Origin of the sequence: Arhodomonas sp. AD133, from assembly GCF_051195215.1 — a bacterium.
In the GTDB taxonomy this organism is placed as follows: domain Bacteria; phylum Pseudomonadota; class Gammaproteobacteria; order Nitrococcales; family Nitrococcaceae; genus Arhodomonas.
Window position 1 is genome coordinate 26,688 of the sequence record NZ_JBNAZM010000033.1, and the last position, 20,225, is coordinate 46,912.

At 66.1% G+C, this 20,225-nt stretch carries 15 protein-coding genes; 8 read left to right on the forward strand and 7 right to left on the reverse strand.

Features of this window, described 5'->3' with window-relative positions; translation table 11 throughout:
• Nucleotides 1-102 precede the first annotated feature (102 nt).
• Nucleotides 103-2,322, reverse strand: coding sequence for a thiamine pyrophosphate-dependent enzyme (locus ACPEES_RS16270; RefSeq protein ID WP_435104611.1), 2,220 nt, complete (start codon nt 2,320-2,322; stop codon nt 103-105).
• 164 nt (nt 2,323-2,486) lie between these two features.
• Between ACPEES_RS16270 and ACPEES_RS16275 the strand changes: the two genes are divergently transcribed.
• The 7 genes from ACPEES_RS16275 to ACPEES_RS16305 all read left to right on the forward strand — a co-directional run bounded on the left by ACPEES_RS16275 (nt 2,487) and on the right by ACPEES_RS16305 (nt 12,391).
• The gene (locus tag ACPEES_RS16275) at nt 2,487-4,907 is read left to right on the forward strand and encodes a Lon protease family protein (protein ID WP_435104612.1); all 2,421 of its coding nucleotides are present in this window, start codon (nt 2,487-2,489) and stop codon (nt 4,905-4,907) included.
• Entirely contained in the window at nt 4,894-5,742 is an 849-nt protein-coding gene (locus ACPEES_RS16280) for a universal stress protein (RefSeq protein ID WP_435104614.1), read from the forward strand. Before ACPEES_RS16275 ends, ACPEES_RS16280 begins: the two co-directional genes overlap by 14 nt.
• Before the next feature lie 536 nt (nt 5,743-6,278).
• Nucleotides 6,279-7,316 (forward strand): LacI family DNA-binding transcriptional regulator, encoded by a 1,038-nt coding sequence (locus ACPEES_RS16285; RefSeq protein ID WP_435104615.1) that lies wholly within the window; start codon nt 6,279-6,281, stop codon nt 7,314-7,316.
• Nucleotides 7,317-7,592: 276 nt separating this feature from the next.
• Nucleotides 7,593-8,552 (forward strand): sugar ABC transporter substrate-binding protein, encoded by a 960-nt coding sequence (locus ACPEES_RS16290; protein ID WP_435104637.1) that lies wholly within the window; start codon nt 7,593-7,595, stop codon nt 8,550-8,552.
• A gap of 16 nt (nt 8,553-8,568) precedes the next feature.
• Nucleotides 8,569-10,131 carry a sugar ABC transporter ATP-binding protein gene (locus ACPEES_RS16295; protein WP_435104639.1) on the forward strand — a complete coding sequence of 521 codons (1,563 nt, stop codon included), beginning with the start codon at nt 8,569-8,571 and terminating at the stop codon, nt 10,129-10,131.
• Nucleotides 10,132-10,220: 89 nt separating this feature from the next.
• Entirely contained in the window at nt 10,221-11,150 is a 930-nt protein-coding gene (locus ACPEES_RS16300) for an ABC transporter permease (RefSeq protein ID WP_435104617.1), read from the forward strand.
• A 62-nt stretch (nt 11,151-11,212) separates the two neighbouring features.
• Complete coding sequence (locus ACPEES_RS16305; RefSeq protein ID WP_435104618.1) at nt 11,213-12,391, forward strand: nucleoside hydrolase; 1,179 nt, start codon at nt 11,213-11,215, stop codon at nt 12,389-12,391.
• An 81-nt stretch (nt 12,392-12,472) separates the two neighbouring features.
• Here the strand turns inward: ACPEES_RS16305 and ACPEES_RS16310 are convergent, their stop codons facing one another.
• The 5 genes from ACPEES_RS16310 to hppD all read right to left on the reverse strand — a co-directional run bounded on the left by ACPEES_RS16310 (nt 12,473) and on the right by hppD (nt 19,208).
• Complete coding sequence (locus ACPEES_RS16310; RefSeq protein ID WP_435104619.1) at nt 12,473-13,912, reverse strand: FAD-binding oxidoreductase; 1,440 nt, start codon at nt 13,910-13,912, stop codon at nt 12,473-12,475.
• Between the two features lie 59 nt (nt 13,913-13,971).
• Complete coding sequence (locus tag ACPEES_RS16315; protein WP_435104620.1) at nt 13,972-14,676, reverse strand: winged helix-turn-helix transcriptional regulator; 705 nt, start codon at nt 14,674-14,676, stop codon at nt 13,972-13,974.
• Nucleotides 14,677-15,268: 592 nt separating this feature from the next.
• Nucleotides 15,269-16,534: a Glu/Leu/Phe/Val dehydrogenase dimerization domain-containing protein gene (locus ACPEES_RS16320; protein WP_435104621.1), complete on the reverse strand. Its 1,266-nt coding sequence runs from the start codon at nt 16,532-16,534 to the stop codon at nt 15,269-15,271.
• 71 nt (nt 16,535-16,605) lie between these two features.
• Complete coding sequence (locus ACPEES_RS16325; protein WP_435104622.1) at nt 16,606-18,009, reverse strand: sodium-dependent transporter; 1,404 nt, start codon at nt 18,007-18,009, stop codon at nt 16,606-16,608.
• Between the two features lie 110 nt (nt 18,010-18,119).
• On the reverse strand, nt 18,120-19,208 hold the full coding sequence (gene hppD / locus ACPEES_RS16330; RefSeq protein ID WP_435104624.1) for a 4-hydroxyphenylpyruvate dioxygenase: 1,089 nt from the start codon (nt 19,206-19,208) through the stop codon (nt 18,120-18,122).
• A 135-nt stretch (nt 19,209-19,343) separates the two neighbouring features.
• Between hppD and ACPEES_RS16335 the strand changes: the two genes are divergently transcribed.
• Complete coding sequence (locus ACPEES_RS16335; RefSeq protein WP_435104625.1) at nt 19,344-19,841, forward strand: Lrp/AsnC family transcriptional regulator; 498 nt, start codon at nt 19,344-19,346, stop codon at nt 19,839-19,841.
• Here ACPEES_RS16335 and ACPEES_RS16340 read toward each other — a convergent pair.
• The gene (locus ACPEES_RS16340) at nt 19,838-20,185 is read right to left on the reverse strand and encodes a chaperone modulator CbpM (RefSeq protein ID WP_435104627.1); all 348 of its coding nucleotides are present in this window, start codon (nt 20,183-20,185) and stop codon (nt 19,838-19,840) included. The genes ACPEES_RS16335 and ACPEES_RS16340 overlap by 4 nt on opposite strands.
• Between the last annotated feature and the right edge of the window lie 40 nt (nt 20,186-20,225).

Sequence of the window (20,225 nt, forward strand, 5' to 3'; positions counted from 1 at the left end):
GGGCGGTCAGGACGCAAGGCCGCAATGCTTGGCGTGAAATGCGTCACAGTGGAATATTCACCGCTGTCCGGGGGCGCATCTCGACGGGACGCGTGGCAGCGCCTATTCCAGCAGACGCCGGGCCGCCTGCTCGATCTCCCCCTCCCCCGGGAGCACCGTGTAGGCCGCCTCCGCCAGGGGGATATAGCTGTCGGCACCACTGACCCGGGCCTTGCGCATGCCCTCACCGCAGTACTCGTCGAGCAGGGTGAAGATCTCCTCGACGAGACCGCCGGTCCGGCGGCCTTCGTCCACCACCAGAACACGCCCGGTGGCACGCGCATGCTCGACGATCTGTGCGGCATTCAACGGCTTGAGCCAGCGCAGATCCAGCACGCGCACGGCAGCGTCCAACCGCTCGGCCACCCGCAGCGACATCCACACGCCGTTGCCGTAGGTGATCACGAGCAGATCCGAGGCGTGGTCGTGGTAGACGCGCCCCTCGCCCATGGGTACCGCCTCGCCCGGCGGCGGATAGTCGAAGCACCAGCCACCGTCACCGTTCTCGTGGAGGTCCTTGGTCATGTACAGCGCGATCGGCTCCAGGTAGGCCACCACGGCGCCGTCGACGCGATTCATGGCCAGGGCGGTGCGCAACATGCCCACGGCATCATCGCCCCGTGACGGACAGGCGATGACCAGTCCCGGTATGTCCCGCAGGGCGGTGATGGAGTTGTCGTTGTGGAAGTGTCCGCCGAAGCCCTTCTGGTAGGCGAGCCCGGCGATGCGCACCGTCATCGGGTTGGCGAACTGACGCCCGGAGAAGAACCCGAGCGAGCAGGCCTCGCCGCGAAGCTGGTCGAGGGCGTTGTGCAGGTAGGCGAGGTACTGGATCTCCGGGATCGGCATCAGGCCCATGAGGCCCGCCCCCTGTGCCAGGCCCAGGATAGCCGTCTCGTCCAGCAGGGTATTGAACACCCGTCGCGGGCCGAAGGCCCGGTGCAGGCCCGCCGTAACGGTGTAGACACCGCCCTTGCGCGCCACGTCCTCGCCGAATATCCGGGCCTGGGGGTAGGTGACCATGAGATCGTGGAGCGCGCGATTGATCTGCACGGCGAGATGCCGGGGCGGTTGGCGCTCCGGCAGACGATCATGACCGCCGAACGCCGCGGCCCGGGCTTCGTCGTCCGCTCGCCGGCACGCCTCCGCGGCAACGGCCTCGGGATCACCGGCCTCCAGCGGCGCCATCACCGCCTCGCGGCTCGCCAGCCGCGGGCGTGCCGCGGCACGCCGGGCGGCGTCGGCGACCCGCGCCCGAGCCGCTTCGTAGCGTTCCAGCACGGCCTCGGGCGTCAGCGCGCCCGTGGCCATCGCCAACGCTGCACTTCGCAGGAGCGGATCCCGGGACTCGTCCGCCTCGATCGCCGCCGCGGGCCGGTACGTGGCCTCCACGTCGGAGCCCGCATGGCCGAGCAAACGCACCACGTGCAAGTGGAGGAATGCGGGCATGCGCGTGCGCCGGACGTACTCGGCGGCCTCGCGGGCCACCCGATACGCCTCGGCCACATCCAGGCCGTCGGCCTCGAAGTAGCGGATGCCCGGACGGGCGCGGAAGCTCTCGCGTATCCACGCCGGCGGCGTCGCCACCGAGATGCCCAGGCCGTTGTCCTCGCAGACGAAGAGCACCGGGCACGGCAGATGCTGGAACGCCGACCAGGCGGCGGTATTGAAGCCGGCCAGGGCCGCGGCGTGGTTCACGGAGGCATCGCCGAAGCTGCATACCGCGAGCGCGTCGTCCGGCACCGGCAAAGGGGGGTCGTCACGCCGGTGCTGACCGATGGCGAGCGCCGTGCCCACCGCCTTGGGCAGATGCGAGGCGATGGTGGAGGTCTGTGGCACCACCCACATCGCACGGGATCCCCAGACCTTGTGGCGACCGCCGGCGATAGGATCCTCCGCGCTCGCGGCGAGGGACAGCGCCGTGTCGTAGACCGCATCGACATCGGGAAGCTGGCGGGCGCGCTCCATCATGAAGGCCCCGGAGCGATAGTGGAGAAACGCCGGATCGCTCGCCCGCAGGGCACGCGCCACCGCCGCGTTACCTTCGTGGCCGGCGCTGCCTATGGTGTAGAACCCCTCGTTGCGCGCACGCATGTGCCGCGCCTCGAAATCCAGATGCCGCGAGAGCATCTGCGAGTCGAACAGCTCGCACAGCGCGGAGCGGGGGAGCGTTTCCGGCATGGCCTCCCCTTCCCAGGCCCGGACGAACGTACGGAAACGCTCGTCCACCGCCTCCATCCGACTCGCACCGCCGCGGCCTGCCTTGGCCCCTGCTGCCACCATGGCTCCTCCTCATCTCACGATCCGGATGCGAATATCCTTGCACAGCGACGCGACGGAAACACAACCCGCGTGACCGGGTACTTGCGCAATCGCGACAAAAAGTAAATGTTTGTTGGGTGTCCGGCATCAAACAATCGCACCGCCACCTCCGGAAGGATGCAGGAATGGCCAGACCCGAGCCGCTCACCGCCGACGCTGTCTACCACGGCTGCGACCCCGAACGCTTCGACTTCGCCACCACCGACGAGCTGGAGGCGCTGGAGACCATCGTCGGTCAGGATCGCGCCATCGACGCGCTGCGCTTCGGCGCGAGTATCCGCAGCCAAGGATTCAACCTCTACGTGCTCGGACCACCGGGTATCGGCAAGCATGAGGTCGTGGAGCGTTTCCTGCGGAATCGGGCCTCCGACGAGCCGGTGCCCCCGGACTGCTGCTATCTCCACAACTTCGACCGCCCCAATGCGCCGCGGCTCATCCAGCTGCCCGCCGGCGACGGCGAACGCCTGCGCGCGGACCTGGAGCAACTGATCGAGGAGCTGCGCACTTCCATCCCGGCGACTTTCGAAAGCGACGAATACCACAACCGTCTGCGCGAGCTGCACCAGGCCTTCGGTGAGCGCCAGCAGAACGCCTTTCGAGAAATCCACGACGAGGCGGAAAAGCACAACATCGCGCTTTTGCAGACGCCGGGCGGCTTTACCTTCGCCCCCCGTGACGACAAGGGCGAGGTCATGGAATCGGAGCGCTTCCGTGAGCTGCCGGAGGACAAGCGCAAAGAGATCGAGGCGATCATCGAGCGCCTGCAGGCGCAGCTACAGGAGGTCATCCAGCAACTGCCACGCTGGCGCAAGGAAACCCAGGAGAAGATACGCGCGCTCAACGAGGAAATGGCCGTGTTCGCGGTGGGCCACCGCATGGCCGAGTTCCGCGAGACCTGGCGCGACTATCCGAGGGTGCGCGAACATCTGGACGCGATTCAGCGCCACGTCACCTCGAACGTGGAGTCCGTGGTCGGCCAGGACGGTCAGGGCGGGGAGACCGCAGAGGCTCTGTTTCGCCGCTACCACGTCAATGTCCTCGTCAGCAACGGCGACCGCCAGGGCGCGCCGGTGATCTACGAGGACAACCCGGGGCACCAGCGCCTCGTCGGCCGGGTCGAGCACCATGTCCAGCAGGGGGCGCTGGTCACCGACTTCCGGCTGATCGAACCCGGCGCCCTGCACCGGGCCAACGGTGGTTACCTGGTTCTCGACGTACGCAAGCTGCTGTTCCAGCCCCTGGCCTGGGAGACGCTCAAGCGCGCGCTGTATTCCCGCTCGGTGAAGACCGAATCCCTGGAGCAGCTCTACAGCCTGATGAGCACCGTATCCCTGGAGCCCGAGCCGGTGCCCCTGGACGTGAAAGTGGTATTGCTCGGCGATCGGCTGCTCTACTACCTGCTCGCCGCCCACGACCCGGACTTCCTGGAGCTGTTCAAGGTCCAGGCGGATTTCGAGGAGGACCTGGCCCGGAATGACGATATCCTGCCGGTGTACGCACGCATGATCGCCACGGTCGCCCGCAACACCACCCGCCGCCCGCTGGACCGCGACGGCGTGGCCCGCGTCATCGAGCAGGCCAGCCGCCTCGCCGACGACGGCGAGCGCCTGACCACGCACAACCGCACTATCGCCGATCTCCTCACCGAGGCGGACTACTGGGCGGCCGAGGCCGACAGCGAACACATTGGCGCCGCACATATTCAGCAAGCGATCGAGGCGCAGACCCATCGTGCCTCGCGAGTGCGCGATCAGGTGGGGCGCGCGATCCATCGGGGCACGCTGCTGATCGACAGCGAAGGCGAGGCTGTCGGCAGCGTCAACGGCCTGTCGGTGCTGCAGCTCGGCGGCCACGCGTTCGGCCGGCCGACGCGCATTACCGCCAACGCACGCCTGGGGCGCGGACACATGGTGGACATCGAGCGCGAGGCCAAGCTCGGTGGCAGTATTCACACGAAGGGCATGATGATCCTCTCCAGCCTCCTCGCCTCGCGCTATGCCCGGGAGCGCCAGTTGTCCCTCGCCGCCAGCGTCGCCTTCGAACAGTCCTATGGCACGGTGGACGGTGACAGCGCGTCCGTGGCCGAGTTCTGCGCCCTGTGCTCGGTGCTCGCCGAGGTGCCGCTGCGCCAGTCCATCGCTGTCACCGGCTCGTTGAACCAACACGGGCAGGTTCAGGCGGTGGGGGGCGTGAACGAGAAGATCGAAGGCTTTTTCGACGTCTGTGCCGAACGCGGGCTCACCGGCGAGCAGGGCGTGGCCCTGCCCGCCGCCAACGTGGCCCATCTCATGCTGCGCGCCGACGTGGTCGAGGCCGTGCGTGACGGTCGCTTTCGGATCTGGCCGCTGACCCACGTCGACGAGGCCCTGGAGCTGCTCACCGGCCTGCCCGCCGGCACGCGCCGGGATGACGGCACCTTCGAGGCCGACAGCGTCAACGCCCGCGTGGAGCAGCGCCTGCAACACTTCTCCGAGCTCGCCCACGGGCGTTCGGGCAATGGCGATGAGGACAACGGCGGAAGCCGGGACGACAATGGCCAGGACTGAGCACAATGGCGAGATCATCCAGCGCGTCGTCGTTCTCCTGGACGGCTCCCGCGCCTCGCGTTCGGCGCTGCAGGCGGCCGTGGACTACGCCGAGCGGCGTGGCGCGGAGCTCCTCGGCCTCTTCCTCGAGGATACGGACCTGCTGCGCAGCGCCCGGCTGCCCTTCGGCCGGGAGATCGGCCTGACCTCCGGCAACATCCGGACGGTGGACGAGTCCGCCCTGCAGGCGCGGCTTCGCCAGCGCGCCGGCGAGCTTCATCGACTCCTCGCCAGCACGGCACGGCGGCGGCCGCTACGCTGGCGCTTCGAGATCAGCCGCGATCGGCCGGATGCCATCACCCGAAGCACCACCCGGGAAGGGGACCTGCTCATCATCGCCCGCCCCGGCTGGCACCGGGGCCGTGGCCCCGGCATGAGCGTCGGCCTCGCGCGTCTGGCGAGCGAGGCCAACTGCGCCGTGCTGGTACTCGGCGAGGACCGCCCCGCCACGGATCGTCCCGTGCTGGTGCTCTACGAACACACTGCCGTGGGCGAGCGCGCCATGAACGTCGCCGCCACCATGGCGCGGGACGCCAGCCAGCCCCTGACCGTCCTGCTCCCGCCCGGCAGCAGTGACGAACGCATCGCCGACGCCGCACGGGGATGGGCGCAACGCCACGGACGCCGCGTTGTCCTCCAGGCACTGTCCGCCGACGATGCCCCGACGCTGGTGGCCACGCTCAATCTTCAGCAGGGCCAGGCGCTGGTGCTCAGCCGAGACAGCCGCGCCATGGAGAGCCCGGCGGGGCGCAATCTCCTCGACGAGATCGACGCCCCGGTGGTCGTCGTGCCCTGACTGCGGTGCACCACAGGATCCGCTAGCCCGCTTACCAGCCTTTCGAAAGTATTGCCACGTCCTGGTGGCGTGGCGCATCCGGTCGCGTTTCCGGCACGCCAACACACCCGCCGTATGGCGCCGATCGGAGCAACTGGAGTTGCGCATACGAAGGGAGCGCCAGGATGCTTTCTATACTAATCTTCTCAGAGGTATTGTCATGCGTCAGCCGGACTGTGCGCCGATGGGGCAAGGCGCGAGGCGCGCGGTGTAGCCGGGCACCATGAGCGGCGAGCAACGCAGACCCCATCGGCGCACAGTCCGGCCCGAAGGGAGCGCCACAGCGGCCCGGTGGCGGCGTTGCGCTCGCTTGACGTGACCCGGCCACGCCGGCGCGAGCGCGCCTTGCCCCCGAACCGCTGTGGCGCTCTGACACATGACAATACCTCTGAGAAGATTAGTAACTACCTTGCCGACCTGGTCTTTGTGTGCTTAGCTTTTTGTGTAACGAAATCAACACGAGTTGATAAGGCCGGCAAATGGTCAACCGAAACGATGTGGCCCGACTGGCCGGCACTTCGCCCGCGGTTGTGAGCTACGTTCTCAACAACGGGCCTCGCCGCGTCGCCCCTGCCACCCGCGAGCGAGTCCTGCGAGCGGTCGAGCAACTCGGCTACCGGCCCAACCGAATAGCCGCGTCGCTGCGCACCAACCGGACGATGAGTCTCGGGCTCGTCGTCCCCGACAACACCAACCCCTATTTCGCTGAACTTGCCCGCGAGATCGAAGAAGTCGCCTTCGAAACCGGATATGCCCTGCTGCTCGGCAACGCGACCGACGACGTCGATCGTGAGAGCGCGTACGTCCAGGCGTTTCTCGACCGCTGCGTCGACGGACTGATCCTCATCCCGGTACATGGTGTCGTCCCGGCGGCCGAAGAGATCGCGCGGACCGGAACGCCCTGGGTCGTACTCGACCGTTTGCTCGAAGGTCGTGATGCGCCCGCACAGGTTCTGTCCGACAACCAGCGGGGCGGACAGATGGCGACGGAGCACCTGATCGAGCACGGCCGCAAGAAGATCGCCTGCATCTCGGGGCCACGGGAGATGCGGAACACCAGCGATCGCGTACGCGGTTGGCGGGACGCGTTGAACAACGCAGGCTTCGACGCGGATTCCGGACCGCTGCGCGAGGTGCCACTCGGACGGTTCGCAGGCCGCGAGGCGGCGCTCGATATCCTTACGAGGAACAACGATGTCGATGCGATCTTCGTGGCCAGTGACGAGCAGGCAGTCGGCGTTTTCCGAGCGCTGACCGAGCTCAACCTGACGTGCCCGCGCGATATTGCCCTGGTCTCCTTCGACGGCATCGCGGCCTCGTTGCTGACGACGCCCTCGCTGTCGACGGTGTGCCAGCCGATTGGCGAGCTCGCCCGCATAGCCGTCACTTTGCTGCTCGGACAGCGGGAGAACCATGCCTCCCCGCAGGGCCCGACGGTGCTGCCAGTCGACCTCGTCACACGCGGATCGTGCGGATGCCCTGAAACGCCCTTCTCGTCCGCCAACTCGGCCAGTACCCCAGGAGGCAAGCAGTGACAGCCGTCGCAGTCGCCGGTGGCGCGAACATCGATGACGAATTGGTCGAGGTCGCCGTGATTGCCGACGAATCAATTACTGACCAACGGGCCGGACCGGAATCGACGCTCGGTGATTCGGATGTCACACAGGTTCCGCACGAGGAACCAACACGCCGATCACGCGACTCGCGGGTTGTCATCCGCAGCAGTGAGACGCCCCCCTACCCGCACGTATTTCTCCGAAGCAGCGTCGCTTTCTGACCCTGCCGCATACCTCAGTCCAGGGAGTGAGACTATGAAAATCCGATCTTTGGCAGCATCGATAGCGCTTGTCACGACGTTTGCCCTCACCGCTTGCGGACAACAGGATGTCGGCTCGACCGGCGCCGGAGACACTGACGACGGGGAGCAACCGACCGTCGGCCTCGTGATGAAGAGCCTCGGCAATCCGTACTTCCAGAACATGCGGGCCGGCGCCGAGAAATACGACGAATCGAACGATGATTTCACGCTGAAGTCGGTGGGCATTCAGTCCGAGACCGACATCGTCGGTCAGGTCGAGGCGGTGAATAACCTCGTCGCCCAGGGCGTCGATGCGATTGTCATCGCACCTGCCGACTCCCGCGCTCTCATCCCTCCACTGAAACGAGCCGCCGATCAGGGCATCGAGATCGTCAATATCGACGTGAAGCTCGACGACGAGGCGCTGGCATCCGCAGGACTCGATGTCCCGTTTGTCGGACCGGACAACGCTGACGGTGCCCGCCAAGTGGGCATGGTTCTCGCTGACGAAATCGGTGCCAACGGCAAAGTCGTCATGCTCGAAGGCGTCCAGGGCGCAGCCAACGCCGAACAGCGCAAGCAGGGCTTCGAGAAAGCGATCGCCGATGGCGAGCTCGATCTGATTGCATCCGCTACCGCGAACTGGGAGACCGAACAAGCAAACACGGTCTTCACGAACCTCCTCGCTGCACACCCCGATATCCAGGGCGTCATGGCAGCCAACGACTCGATGGCTCTCGGCGTTATCGCCGCGCTGCAGGCCGCCGGCAAGACGGAAGACATCCAGGTCGTCGGTTTCGACAACCTGCCGGAGGTTCAGCCACACCTCGACAACGGGTCGCTGCTCGCCACGCTCGATCAGTTCGGTTCCAAGCAGGCCGTGTTCGGTATCGACATCGCCCTGGATCTCCTGAACGGCGAGTCCGCCGACGAATGGGTCAAGACGCCGATCGAACTCGTCACGCGGAAGTGAGAGGTCAGCCGTGAGCATGCTCGAGGTCCGCGCAGTGACCAAGCGCTACCCCGGTGTGGTCGCGCTCGATGGCGTTGACCTGGACGTCCGGGCCGGTGAAGTGCACGCGCTCATCGGCGAGAACGGCGCAGGCAAGTCGACCCTCGTTCGCATACTCGGCGGCGTCCATCCGCCGGACCGCGGCACGTTGACACTCGACGGCCGAGCGTACACACCCGCCTCTCCCCAACAAGCCCTCGCGAGCGGCATCCGCGTCGTGCACCAGGAATTGAGCGGCCTGCCGAACCTGAGCGTCGCGGAAAACCTGTTCCTCGACCGGCTTCCCCGGCGCGGCGGGATTGTGCAACGCCGCGAACTGAACCGCTCAGCACGCAGGCTGCTCGACAGAGTCGGGCTCGACGTGGATCCACGGACACCGATGGAGCGGCTGAGTCTCGCGCAAACCCAGCTCGTCGAGATCGCACGCGCGCTGTCTACCGACGCACGGATCGTGATCTTCGACGAGCCCACAGCGACGCTCACGGTCCCCGAGAAGGAGCGACTGCTCGGACTCGTGCGGGGCCTGCGTGAGCGGGGCGTCGCGGTGATCTACATCTCGCATCACCTCGAAGAAATCTTCAGCGTCTGTGACCGCGCAACCGTTCTCCGCAACGGCACCACCGTAGGCACTCGCGACGTCGATAAGCTGACCACGGCCGAGGTAGTACGGATGATGGTTGGCCGGGACCTGGCCAACCATCATCCCTTCCCCGATGACGTCATCCCCGGCGAGGTCCTGCTCGAAGTCGATGACCTTCACGTACCGGCACTGGGGCGCCGTGTGTCATTCACGGTGCGTGCCGGAGAAATCGTGGGCATGGCCGGGCTGGTCGGCGCTGGCCGCACCGAAACCGTGCGGGCGGTGTTCGGCGCGGACGGTCCGTCCAGCGGCACTGTGCGGATGCACGGTCGACCGGTCCGGATCCGCGATCCCCGCGACGCCGTACGCGCTGGCATAAGCCTCGCAACCGAGGACCGGAAGCAGCAGGGTCTGGTGCTGGAAATGGGCTGTGACGTGAACGTCAGCCTCGCGACCCTGTCCAGGGTCACCCGACGCGGATTGCTGCAACGCCGCAAGGAGCGCCGCGAAACAACCGAGATCGCCAACAGGATGCGGGTGAAAGTCGGCGCCATAGGGACTGCCGTCGGCACCCTGTCAGGCGGAAACCAGCAAAAAGTCGTGCTCGGTCGATGGCTCTACCGCGAGTCGGATGTGTTGATCGTCGATGAACCCACGCGCGGTATCGACATCGGCGCTCGCCACGAAATCTACGGGCTTCTCGGTGCGCTCGCTCGCCAGGGCAAAGCGATCGTGATGGTCTCCTCGGATCTCAGCGAGCTGATGGGGATGTGCCATCGCATCCTGGTTTTTTCGCGCGGCCGGATTGCCGCGAACGTGCCCCGTACGGAATTCGATCAGGAAGGCATTCTCACCCACGCCTACGCCGAGTTCCTCAATACCCCGCAAACCAGTAATCCAGAAGCATTAGCGCCGCCGGTTCCTGCCGGGGCGCACGAGGAGAGGAGGGCGAGACCATGACGGAAACAACAGTGGAAGCGCTCGCTCCGCGCGTCCCGTTATCGACACGCGCAGCACGCTGGGTACTCGGCGAAACCGGGATCGGGCTCGTGCTGATCGCGCTGATCCTTTTCTTCATGGCCACCGCGCCCAACTTCGCCACCGAGCAGAACATTGCGAACATTCAGACGCAAATCACGCTCAACACGATTCTTGCCGCCGGACTGACGTTCGCCATCCTTGTTTCAGGCATCGACCTGTCGGTCGGTTCGGTTCTCGCACTCAGCGCCATGGTTGCGGGTCTTGTCATTACCAGCGGCATGCCCGTACCGCTGGCGATCCTCTGCGCAATCCTCGCCGCGCTGTTCGTGGGCCTGGTGTGTGGATTCATCAACGGCTACGTTTCGGTCCGCTGGTCGGTGCCGGCGTTCATCGTCACTCTCGGTATGCTCAATATCGCCCGCGGTGCGGCCCTGCAAACCACTGACGCCGCTGCTGTCTTCGGCTTTCCGGAGTCGTTCAAGAACTTCGGCACCGCAACTTTCCTGGGCATGCCAGCGGTTTTCATCGTCGCGTTGCTGGTGATCGCTATCGGGCAATTCGTCCTCACCCGCACAGTATTCGGCCGTCTGCTATTCGCGATCGGCAACAACGAGGAATCGGTTCGTCTCGCCGGACATCGCACCTCGCGGTACAAGATTGCGGCGTTCTGCATCTCTGGCGCGATGGCCGGACTCGCCGCGATCATCTACTTGACCCGTCTGCACACCGCGAGCCCCATCATCGGCCAGGGCTACGAGCTCACCGCCATCGCAGCGGTGATTATCGGCGGCACCAGCCTGTTCGGCGGCAAAGGTTCACTTATCGGCACATTCCTCGGCGCGTGCCTGCTCGGTGTGCTCACCAACGGCTTGCTGCTACTCGGCGTCGGTGACTTCGCACGGCAGATGGTCACCGGTGCCGTCATCGTGCTCGCCGTGATCATCGACTATTACCGCCAGAAGATGTCGGCCCGGCTCAACACCGGACTCCCCGGTTAGTGTTCCAGGACACTGGCCACCCTCTGCACAAGACCATGACTGCACTCATGGAGGAGACCCCAATGACGATCCGTAAACGCCTGAAATCCTTTCTGACCGCCGGATTCATCGGAGCGACCCTTGCTGGATGCCTGGGCGTTGCCGGAACCGGGATCGCAAGCGCAGCCGATGTCGTGGATGGAACGTCGTCGGACCCCGGAACCGCGGACCGCGCCAAGGTCATCGTGGACACCGACATGGGCCAACTGAACGACGATGCGATTGCGTTGTTCATGCTCACCCAATCGTCGGACAAGGTGAATCTACTTGGCGTCACCACTGTCGCCGGCAATACATGGCTCGAAGAGGGAACCCAATATACGCTGCGACAGCTGCAACTCGTGGGCCGGTCCGACGTTCCCGTGTTCATGGGCGCCGGGGAGCCTCTGATGGGCAACCGACAGCCTGTCCTCGCCGCTGAGCAAGCGCTCTACGGCAACTCCGAATACCTCGGTTCATGGGCTCGCGAGCGCCCCGAGTCCTACACCGCCCTCGGGGAAGCGCCCTACGGTGGATACGCGGAAGCCGAACCCGAGGACCAGCACGCGGTCGAATTTCTCGCCGAGCAGATCCGGGCCAACCCCAAGGAGATCACGCTCTTTGCGCTAGGCCCCGCCACGAACATCGCTCTGCTCGCGCGCATGTACCCTGACGTGGTTCCGCTCGTCAAGGAAGTGATCTACATGGGTGGGGCAATCGACATCCCGGGTAACACGACACCCGCTGCCGAGTTCAACTGGTGGTACGACCCAGAGGCGATCCGGATCGCTCTCCGGGCGCCATTCCCGAAGCAGACCGTCGTCCCGAACGACGTCGCCGAGCGGGTCTACTACACGAAGACCCAATACGATCGCATCGTCGCCGGCGCCGACACACCGATCACGAGGATGTTCAAAGACCTGCAGGGCAAGCGCTGGGAGGAGAATCCCGACCGCCAGACATTCGTGTGGGATGCGATCACCACGGCAATCTTCCTCGACCGCTCGATCGCTACCGACGTCGAGTCGCGGTACATCGACGTCGACACGACATACGGGCCGAACTACGGCCGGTCCATCGGATACCACGACAGCCGCCGGCGTGACTCAGACGAGGGCAAAGGCTTTCCGGTCGGTACCCAGAAAGTCGACATAGTGTTCGACATCGATCGTGACAGGTTCTGGAACCTGTACACCGATCTGATGGGCGCACCGCTGCCCTGATTTCGGGCGTAACTCAGGCTTTAGCGACTGTGGGTGTGGCCTTCTGCCGGTCACACCCACACAGTCGTTCACAAGCACGTGCTAATGGTGGACCGGCGCGATATTCGCGTTGTGGCGCAGCCGGTTGTCCGGGTCAAAGCGGCGTTTCACCCGGGAAAGCCGCTCGACGACGTCCCGTTGATAGGCTTCATCGACGCGGTCGGCATACTCGTCGGCAGTGAGGAAGTTGACGTACGCACCGCCCACCGAGTGCGCGCGCATCGCCGACCAGAACGCCCTCGCCCAGCCCACGTGCTCCTCGGTCTGCGCCGGATCCGTCCACGACGCGGCGATATTGAGCACGTACTCGGAGTCCCTGAGCGCGACGGCGGGATCCGCCTCCTGCCCGGGCTGACGACGCGCCGCGCCGCCGAGGTGCATCAGAAGGACCCCGGAGTGCGGCGATGCGATGCGCTCGGCGTGGCCGAGTAGCGTGTCCGTCGCGGCGTCGGAGATCTCGTCGAGGAACGCCGATTTCCAGTAATAGTGGCGTCCCGGTGGCTGCACTGCGTCGAGCATGGCCTGGTGGGTCCGGAACGGCTTCGGCGCGATGACATCGGCGAGCGGGCGGCCCCTCTCACGCACGGGCTCGACAGCCGCCTCCCCGTCCGCCACCGGACCGGCATAGCACACGGCGATAGCCGCGATCAGCTTGCCGTGCACCGACTCCGGCAGAAACGGCGCCGGCGGAGCCGGCCGCAGGATGAGCAGCGTCGTGACCTCCGGTGCCGCGGCGGCCGTGAAATCCCGGAAAAGGGCGACCACGTCCCTGGCGTCCCGGAAATCGTGCACGACCATTCCGCCGAGCACCGTGGGCCCGACCGACGCCGTGCGGAAAGAGAAGCCCGTGACGATACCGAAGTTACCGCCACCACCACGCAGCGCCCAGAACAGATCCGGATCGCTGTCCGGCGTCACGGTGAGCGAACGCGCATCGGCGGTAACCATGTCCACGGCGCTCAGGTGGTCACAGGTCAGCCCGAATCGGCGGGTAAGCCAGCCGAACCCGCCACCCAGGGTCAATCCGGCCACGCCGGTGGTGGTCACGATGCCGCTGGGCACGGCTTGAGCGAAAGGTTGGGTCTCGCGGTCCACGTCGGCCCAGGTGGCACCTCCCTGCACCCACGCATGGCCGCTGTCGGGTTGCGCACGCACGGCATGCATGGCCGAAAGATCGATCACCAGGCCATCGTCGCACAGCGCGGTGCCGGCGATGTTGTGCCCGCCACCGCGAACGGAGAAGTCCAGGTCGCGCTCGCGGGCAAAGCGCACGCATTCGATGACATCGGCGGCCCCGCGGCATCGGGCGATCAGTGCCGGACGGGTGGCGATCATGGCGTTCCAGAGACTTCGGGCCTCCTCGTAGCCGGCAGTATCCGTGGTGTAGAGCTCACCGCCGAGGCGGTCGCCGAACGCAGTCACATCAGCGGCCGTGACAGAGGCGATATCGCCGTCGACTCGCTTGCAGGCAATGGCACTCATGACAGGCTCCCCGTTGTGTGGCATCTCCCACGCTACGCCGGTGGGCCCGGGGAACAAGTTCAGGGATTGAAGCGTTGGTTGCCGACTGCCTGCGGCTCGTCGGCGAACACGCTCAATCCGAGCCAGTGGTGCATGCTACGGCGCAGCCTCAGGGGCCCGTACAGCGTGACCCGGCCGCGATCCACGGCCGCTTGCAGCGACAGGCTCCCGATCCAGATGGCGGACATGGTGCGCAAGTCGGAGACGACATCCAGGTCCGGCTCGTGCCCGGGATCCTTCGGGCAGAGATCCACCTCGGTGTCTTCCACCAGCAGCCACCAGTCGCGGTGGGCCGGACGCACGTCGGGATACCGGAAGTGGATGCACACCGGCGTCCATGGCAGCGCGTGGACCTGGATGCGCCGGCGCATGTCCCACATGAGCAGCCCCACGTCCAGGTCTTCCTCCAGGAGATGGCTGCGCACCCAGCGCTGCCCCCAGCGCCCGGCCATCTCCACCATCGGCGCCAGCTCCTCGCCCGCCCGGGTCAGGTGGTACTCCCAGGCGAGCCCGCGCGCGGCGTGCCGGCGCTCGACGACCCCCTGCTCCTCCAGGGACTTCAGGCGCTGCGTCAGCAGGCTGGTCGATATCAGCGGTATGCCGCGGCGAATGTCGTTGAAGCGGTGAGAGCCGGACAACAGCTCGCGGATGATCAGCAGCGTCCAGCGCTCACTGAGGATCTCCGCCGCCTTGGCCACCGGACAGAACTGGCCGTAACCCTTCATACCGACGATGGTAGACGGTGGGTAACGCTGCGCCAGTGCAAATTCCGAAGTGCGGCTTGCGCCCCCGTCTCGGTCGCGCCATGCGCGGATTCGCGTTGGGGCGGGGATGAGCAAAGAAAAGGCTCAGACCGGGGGTTTTCTACGTGTGGCGGTGGGCAATGGGAGGGAACACAAAGCGCAAGGAAGCCCGAACCGTGACATTGGCCGATTTCGGAGGATGCATTCGTAACCGCTCCCCGGCTCAACTGAGCGACGGCGCCGCGGAGCAACCCACAGCGGTTCGGGATAGGCGGGGCGGACAGCGGCGGGAGCGTATGCCGCCAGGGAGGGCGGCATACGAGCTTACAGGGACGTACTTGCAGCGTCTCCCGCCGCTGTCCGCCCCGCCTATCCGTGGCAGAGCGTTTGACTTACCCGTCTGCATCGCGGTTTTGGGCTCTTCGGCGAGCCCGCTACCTCGCCGCCGGCAGCCAAGGGCTGTTCCGAGTAACGTGCGGCTTCGCCGCCTCGTGTTCATGCCCGGATCCGATGCGCGTGCGCGCACGCGTCCGGGCCTACGCGTTCCAACTTCTTTGTGTGTACCTTGTGCTCCCTACGCGCTGGCCGCCTGCCGCGGCTGCGTCTCGTCGACCTCGACGAGCTGCGCGAGCGCATTCTCGAACGCCCTGGCGGTAAGGCCCGTACGCTGCGGATTGGCTGCATGGACCGCCTGCAGCGCACTGCGAACGGTTGCAGAGACGTCGGCGAATATCGCCTCGTCGGAGACCTCGAAGCCGCCCTCCATGAGCAGGGCGAACACCCGCGCCATGCCGCAATTGGCGATGAAATCCGGAATCAGCGCCGCGTGACGGTCGGCGTATTCGCAGATATCGCCGTAGAAGATTTCCGGATCGTCGAACGGCACGTTCGCGCCCGAGGCGATGACCTCCAGCCCCCCGGCGAGCATGGCGTCCACCTGCTCGCGGGTGACCAGGCGGGAGGCCGCACAGGGCATGAACACCTCCGCGCCCACGTCCCAGATGCGGCGGTTGACCTCCTCGAAGGAGAGCAGATCGTCAGCGTGCAGGGAGTTACCACGCTTGGCGAGGTAGAGCTCGCGCACCCGCGCCTCGTCGAGGCCCTGCTCGTCGATGATGCCGCCCACGCGATCGACGATGCCAACCACCCGTGCCCCGGCACGGGCCAGGTACCAGGCAGCCGCCGCACCCACGTTGCCCCAACCCTGGACGATGACCCGCTTGCCGGCGACGTCACCGTCCCACAGGTCGTAGTAGTGGCGCACGGACTCAGCCACGCCCCAGCCAGTGATGAGATCGGCGACGGTGTACTTGCGCGGCACGTCCGGTGTGTAGCGGCTGTCCTCGGTGATCTTGGAAACACCCATGCGCAGCTGCCCGACCTTCTGGATGAGCTCGCTCTCGCGGGGCTGGAAGTGGCCGCGCACCACCCCCTCCTGGGGATGCCACAGACCGTAGCCCTCGGTGAGGGGAATCACCTCGCCCACCTCGTCGACATTGAGATCACCGCCGGTGCCGTAGTAGTTCTTCAGCAGCGGTGCCACGGCGTGGTACCAGCGGCGCAGCACGCCCTCCTTGCGGGGGTCGGCCGGGTCGAAGTCGATGCCCGACTTGGCGCCGCCGATGGGCGGCCCGGAAACCGTGAACTTCACTTCCATGGTCTTGGCGAGGCTCTCCACCTCGCGGCGGTCGAGGCCCTTGCGCATGCGCGTGCCGCCGCCGGCGGCACCGCCGCGCAGACTGTTGATCACCACCCAGCCGCGCGCATCGGTCTCGGAGTCGTTCCACTCGAAGACGATCTCCGGGGCGCGGTTTTCGAACGCTCGCAACAGCTCCTTCATCGCGGTCACCTGTCGAAGAGAATCGGGGGAGAGGGTCACCGGGGCGGCGGCGCCACCCCGGTCGCGCGTCGTCAGCCGGCGAAGTTGGCGACGAAGATCACCAGGATCGCCGCCGGTGCGACGAATCGCATGATGACGAGCCAGACGCGATACAGCCATTCGGGCATGCCGAGCGCCTCGGCACTCGCCTTGCGGCTCATCACCCAGCCGGCGAACACCGCCATCAGCAACCCGCCCAGCGGCATGAAGATATTGGCGGTGAGGAAGTCGTAGATGTCGAACAGCGTCTTGCCCTCGAACATGGGCACGGCATCGAGTGGCGCGAAGTCCGACCAGATATTGAGCGAGAACACCGTGGTCATGCCCACCAGCCACGCGGCGACGCCGGCGACGATGGCGCCGGTGGAGCGGGAGAGCCCCTTCTCCTCCAGCCAGGCCGCCTGGGACTCGAGCATGGACAGCGACGACGTCCAGGCCGCGACTACCAGCAGCACGAAGAACAGCGTGCCGAAGAACACCCCACCGGGCATCTTGCCGAAGGCGATGGGCAGGGTCTGGAACACCAGCCCGGGCCCGGCACCCGGCTCCAGGCCATTGCCGAAGACGATAGGGAAGATCGCCAGCCCCGCGGTCAAGGCAATGACCGTGTCCATGATCGCCACGGTCACCGAGGCGCGGGCGATGCTCGCATTGCCCGGCAGGTACGAGCCGTAGGCCATCATCGCGCCGCTGGCGAGGCTCAGGGTGAAGAAGCTGTGGCCCATGGCCGCGAGCATGCCCTCGGCGGAGAGCTTGGAGAAATCGGGCTGGAAGAGGAACGCCACCGCCTCGCCCATGGCCCCGTTGGCGACGTTGTAGCCGACCAGCATCAGCAGCATGACCGCCAGCGCCGGCATCAGCCAACGCACGGCGCGCTCCACGCCGGCACGTACGCCGGCGGCGGAAACCCCCACGGTCAGCAGCATGAACAGCGTGTGCCAGATCGTCAGCTCACCCGGCGAGCTCACCAGGCTGCCGAACAGGCCACCAATCTCCTCGGCGGACGCACCGGTGAATGCCCCGCCCACCGCGTGCACCACGAACGGCAGCGCCCAGCCGGCGACCACGCTGTAGAAAGACAGAATGATGAAAGCGGTGACCGTCGCGATGATGCCGACCACCCCCCAGCGATGCCCGCCGGTCTCGGTCTCGCTGTTGTAGCGCATGGCGCCGATGGGGCTGCGCCGGGCGCGCCGGCCGAGCATCACCTCGGTCATCATCACCGGCAGGCCGATCGCGGCGATGCAGCCCAGGTAGAACAGCACGAATGCGCCGCCACCGTACTCACCGGTGATATAGGGAAACTTCCAGATATTGCCGAGTCCCACGGACGACCCGGCTGCCGCGAGAATGAACGCCAGACGGGTGGACCAGGTCGGCCGGGCGCCCGCGCCCGTTGTGACGCCGCTTACGGCGTCCGCAGCAGTAGTGGACATGGATTTACCTCTCCTCGCTCTTGCGATACGAAACGATCCGTGACACCGCCCGGGGCGGGCGGTGCCGGATCATACTTGTGGTACGCAGTTGAAACCCGGAACGGGTCGGCCTATTGCTGGCCTTCGTCGAGCACGCCGCGACGCATCTGGTCTTCTTCGATGGACTCGAACAGGGCCTGGAAATTGCCCTCGCCGAAGCCCTCGTTACCCTTGCGCTGGATGAACTCGAAGAAGATCGGGCCGATCACGGTCTCGCTGAAGATCTGCAGGAGCAGGCCCTGCCCCTGGGTGGGGGCACCGTCGATGAGAATGTTGCGCTGGCGCAGCGCCTCCAGGTCCTCACCGTGGCCGGGCACGCGCTCGTCGACCTTCTCGTAGTAGGTATCCGGCGTGGTCATCAGCTTCAGGCCGCTGCCCGTGAGTCCGTCGACGGTGGCGCAGATGTCGCCGGTTCCCAGGGCAATGTGCTGGATGCCCTCGCCGTTGTACTCGCGCAGGAACTCCTCGATCTGGCTCTTGTCGTCGGCCGATTCGTTGATCGGGATGCGGATCTTGCCGTCGGGGCTGGTCATGGCCCGGGAATGCAGCCCGGTGAGCTTGCCCTCGATATCGAAGTAACGGATCTCGCGGAAATTGAAGAGATCCGTGTAGAACTCCGCCCAGTGGTCCATGCGGCCACGGCCCACGTTGTGGGTCAGATGGTCGATGTAGGTCAGGCCCACGCCCTCGGGATGCTGGTCCACGCCTTCGATGGGCTCGAAGTCCACGTCATAGATGGACTGCTCGCCATAGCGGTCCACCAGATAGACCAGGGAGCCGCCGATGCCCTCGATGGCGGGGATGTTCAGCTCCATGGGGCCGGTCCTGGCCTCCACCGCCTTCGCCCCCCTGGCGACCAGGGCATCGAGGGCAGCCGCCGCGTCCGTCACGCGGAAGGCCATGGCGTTGGCGCAGGGGCCGTGTTCGCGGGCGAAGGCCGCACCGTGGCTGTCCGGCTCGGCATTGACGATGAAGTTGATCGTGCCCTGGCGGAACAGGCTGACGTTCTTGCTGCGGTGGCGGGCGATTTCGGTGAAGCCCATGCGCCGGAACAGCGCCTTGAGCTCTTCGGGTTCGGGGGCGGCGAACTCGACGAACTCGAATCCGTCGGTGCCGATGGGGTTTTCCCAGAGATTCTCGTGCTTCTCGGCCGCGCTCATGATGCTCCTCCTCGCTGCGGATTGCCGTTCAGCGTGGGTGAGACGATACCGCACGCGGCGCGCGCTGTTTTTGCAGAAACCGCTCTTACCGAGCACACTATGCATCAATCACGCATTGATCAAAGTCAAAGTGCAATGACTTCGCGATACCTGGAATTCGACGCCTACGACCGGCGTCTGCTCGCCGCGATTCAGGACAACGGCCGGCTGTCCAACGTCGAGCTCGCCGAGCGGGTTCACCTGTCGGCTTCACAGTGCCAGCGGCGGTTGAAGAAACTCGAGGGCGCCGGTGTGATCCGGGGTTACGCGGCGCTGCTGGACCGCCGCGAAGTGGGCCTGCGGGTGATGGCGTTCGTCAACGTCTCACTGGAGAAGCATGGCACCGATCCCGCGCGCGAATTCTCACGCACCATCGACGATTTCCCGGAAGTGCTGGAATGCTGGGCGGTGAGCGGGGACTCCGACTACCTCATGCGGGTGGTCTCACGGGACCTGGAGAGCTTCTCGAACTTCCTGCTCCACGAGCTGCTGGGCATGCCCATGGTGGCCAGCGTGCGCTCGAACATCCTGCTGCAGCGGATCAAGGAGACCACCACCCTGCCCCTGGATCAGCTCACCCGGGACGAGCGCTAACGCACGCGCCGCAACGCGGAGAGCTCATCGATGAGATCGAGCGCCAGTGCCACGCCGGCAAGGTTGACCCCGAGATCCCGCGTCAGGCGGGTGGCACGCTGCACCCGCGTTACCGCGACGCCCGTGAACCGCCAGTCAGCGAGGGACTCGCCGGCGATCGGCTCCACCACGCCTTCGTCCACCAGCGCGAGCAGCCACGATTCATCGACGCGGCACGCGGCCGTGAGCTCACGTGCGGTCCACTCGCTGCTGTGATCGAGCACCACGCCGACCACTTCGGTGCGCCATTCCGCCATCGCCGTCACCTCCAGCGAATGTGCCGGGGCCTTTCGGGTGCCGAACATGCCGGGCTCATCCGCGGTGACGCCGTCACCGGCGCCACGA

What these genes read in the sequence shown, in the direction of transcription:
- ACPEES_RS16280 (WP_435104614.1), top strand. Translation starts at nt 4,894, where the DNA reads ATGGCCAGGACTGAGCACAATGGCGAGATCATCCAGCGCGTCGTCGTT.
- ACPEES_RS16275 (WP_435104612.1), top strand. Translation starts at nt 2,487, where the DNA reads ATGGCCAGACCCGAGCCGCTCACCGCCGACGCTGTCTACCACGGCTGC.
- ACPEES_RS16290 (WP_435104637.1), top strand. Translation starts at nt 7,593, where the DNA reads ATGAAAATCCGATCTTTGGCAGCATCGATAGCGCTTGTCACGACGTTT.
- ACPEES_RS16320 (WP_435104621.1), bottom strand. Translation starts at nt 16,534, where the DNA reads ATGAAGGAGCTGTTGCGAGCGTTCGAAAACCGCGCCCCGGAGATCGTC.
- hppD (WP_435104624.1), bottom strand. Translation starts at nt 19,208, where the DNA reads ATGAGCGCGGCCGAGAAGCACGAGAATCTCTGGGAAAACCCCATCGGC.
- ACPEES_RS16315 (WP_435104620.1), bottom strand. Translation starts at nt 14,676, where the DNA reads ATGAAGGGTTACGGCCAGTTCTGTCCGGTGGCCAAGGCGGCGGAGATC.
- ACPEES_RS16325 (WP_435104622.1), bottom strand. Translation starts at nt 18,009, where the DNA reads ATGTCCACTACTGCTGCGGACGCCGTAAGCGGCGTCACAACGGGCGCG.
- ACPEES_RS16335 (WP_435104625.1), top strand. Translation starts at nt 19,344, where the DNA reads ATGACTTCGCGATACCTGGAATTCGACGCCTACGACCGGCGTCTGCTC.
- ACPEES_RS16270 (WP_435104611.1), bottom strand. Translation starts at nt 2,322, where the DNA reads ATGGTGGCAGCAGGGGCCAAGGCAGGCCGCGGCGGTGCGAGTCGGATG.
- ACPEES_RS16340 (WP_435104627.1), bottom strand. Translation starts at nt 20,185, where the DNA reads ATGTTCGGCACCCGAAAGGCCCCGGCACATTCGCTGGAGGTGACGGCG.
- ACPEES_RS16310 (WP_435104619.1), bottom strand. Translation starts at nt 13,912, where the DNA reads ATGAGTGCCATTGCCTGCAAGCGAGTCGACGGCGATATCGCCTCTGTC.
- ACPEES_RS16305 (WP_435104618.1), top strand. Translation starts at nt 11,213, where the DNA reads ATGACGATCCGTAAACGCCTGAAATCCTTTCTGACCGCCGGATTCATC.
- ACPEES_RS16295 (WP_435104639.1), top strand. Translation starts at nt 8,569, where the DNA reads ATGCTCGAGGTCCGCGCAGTGACCAAGCGCTACCCCGGTGTGGTCGCG.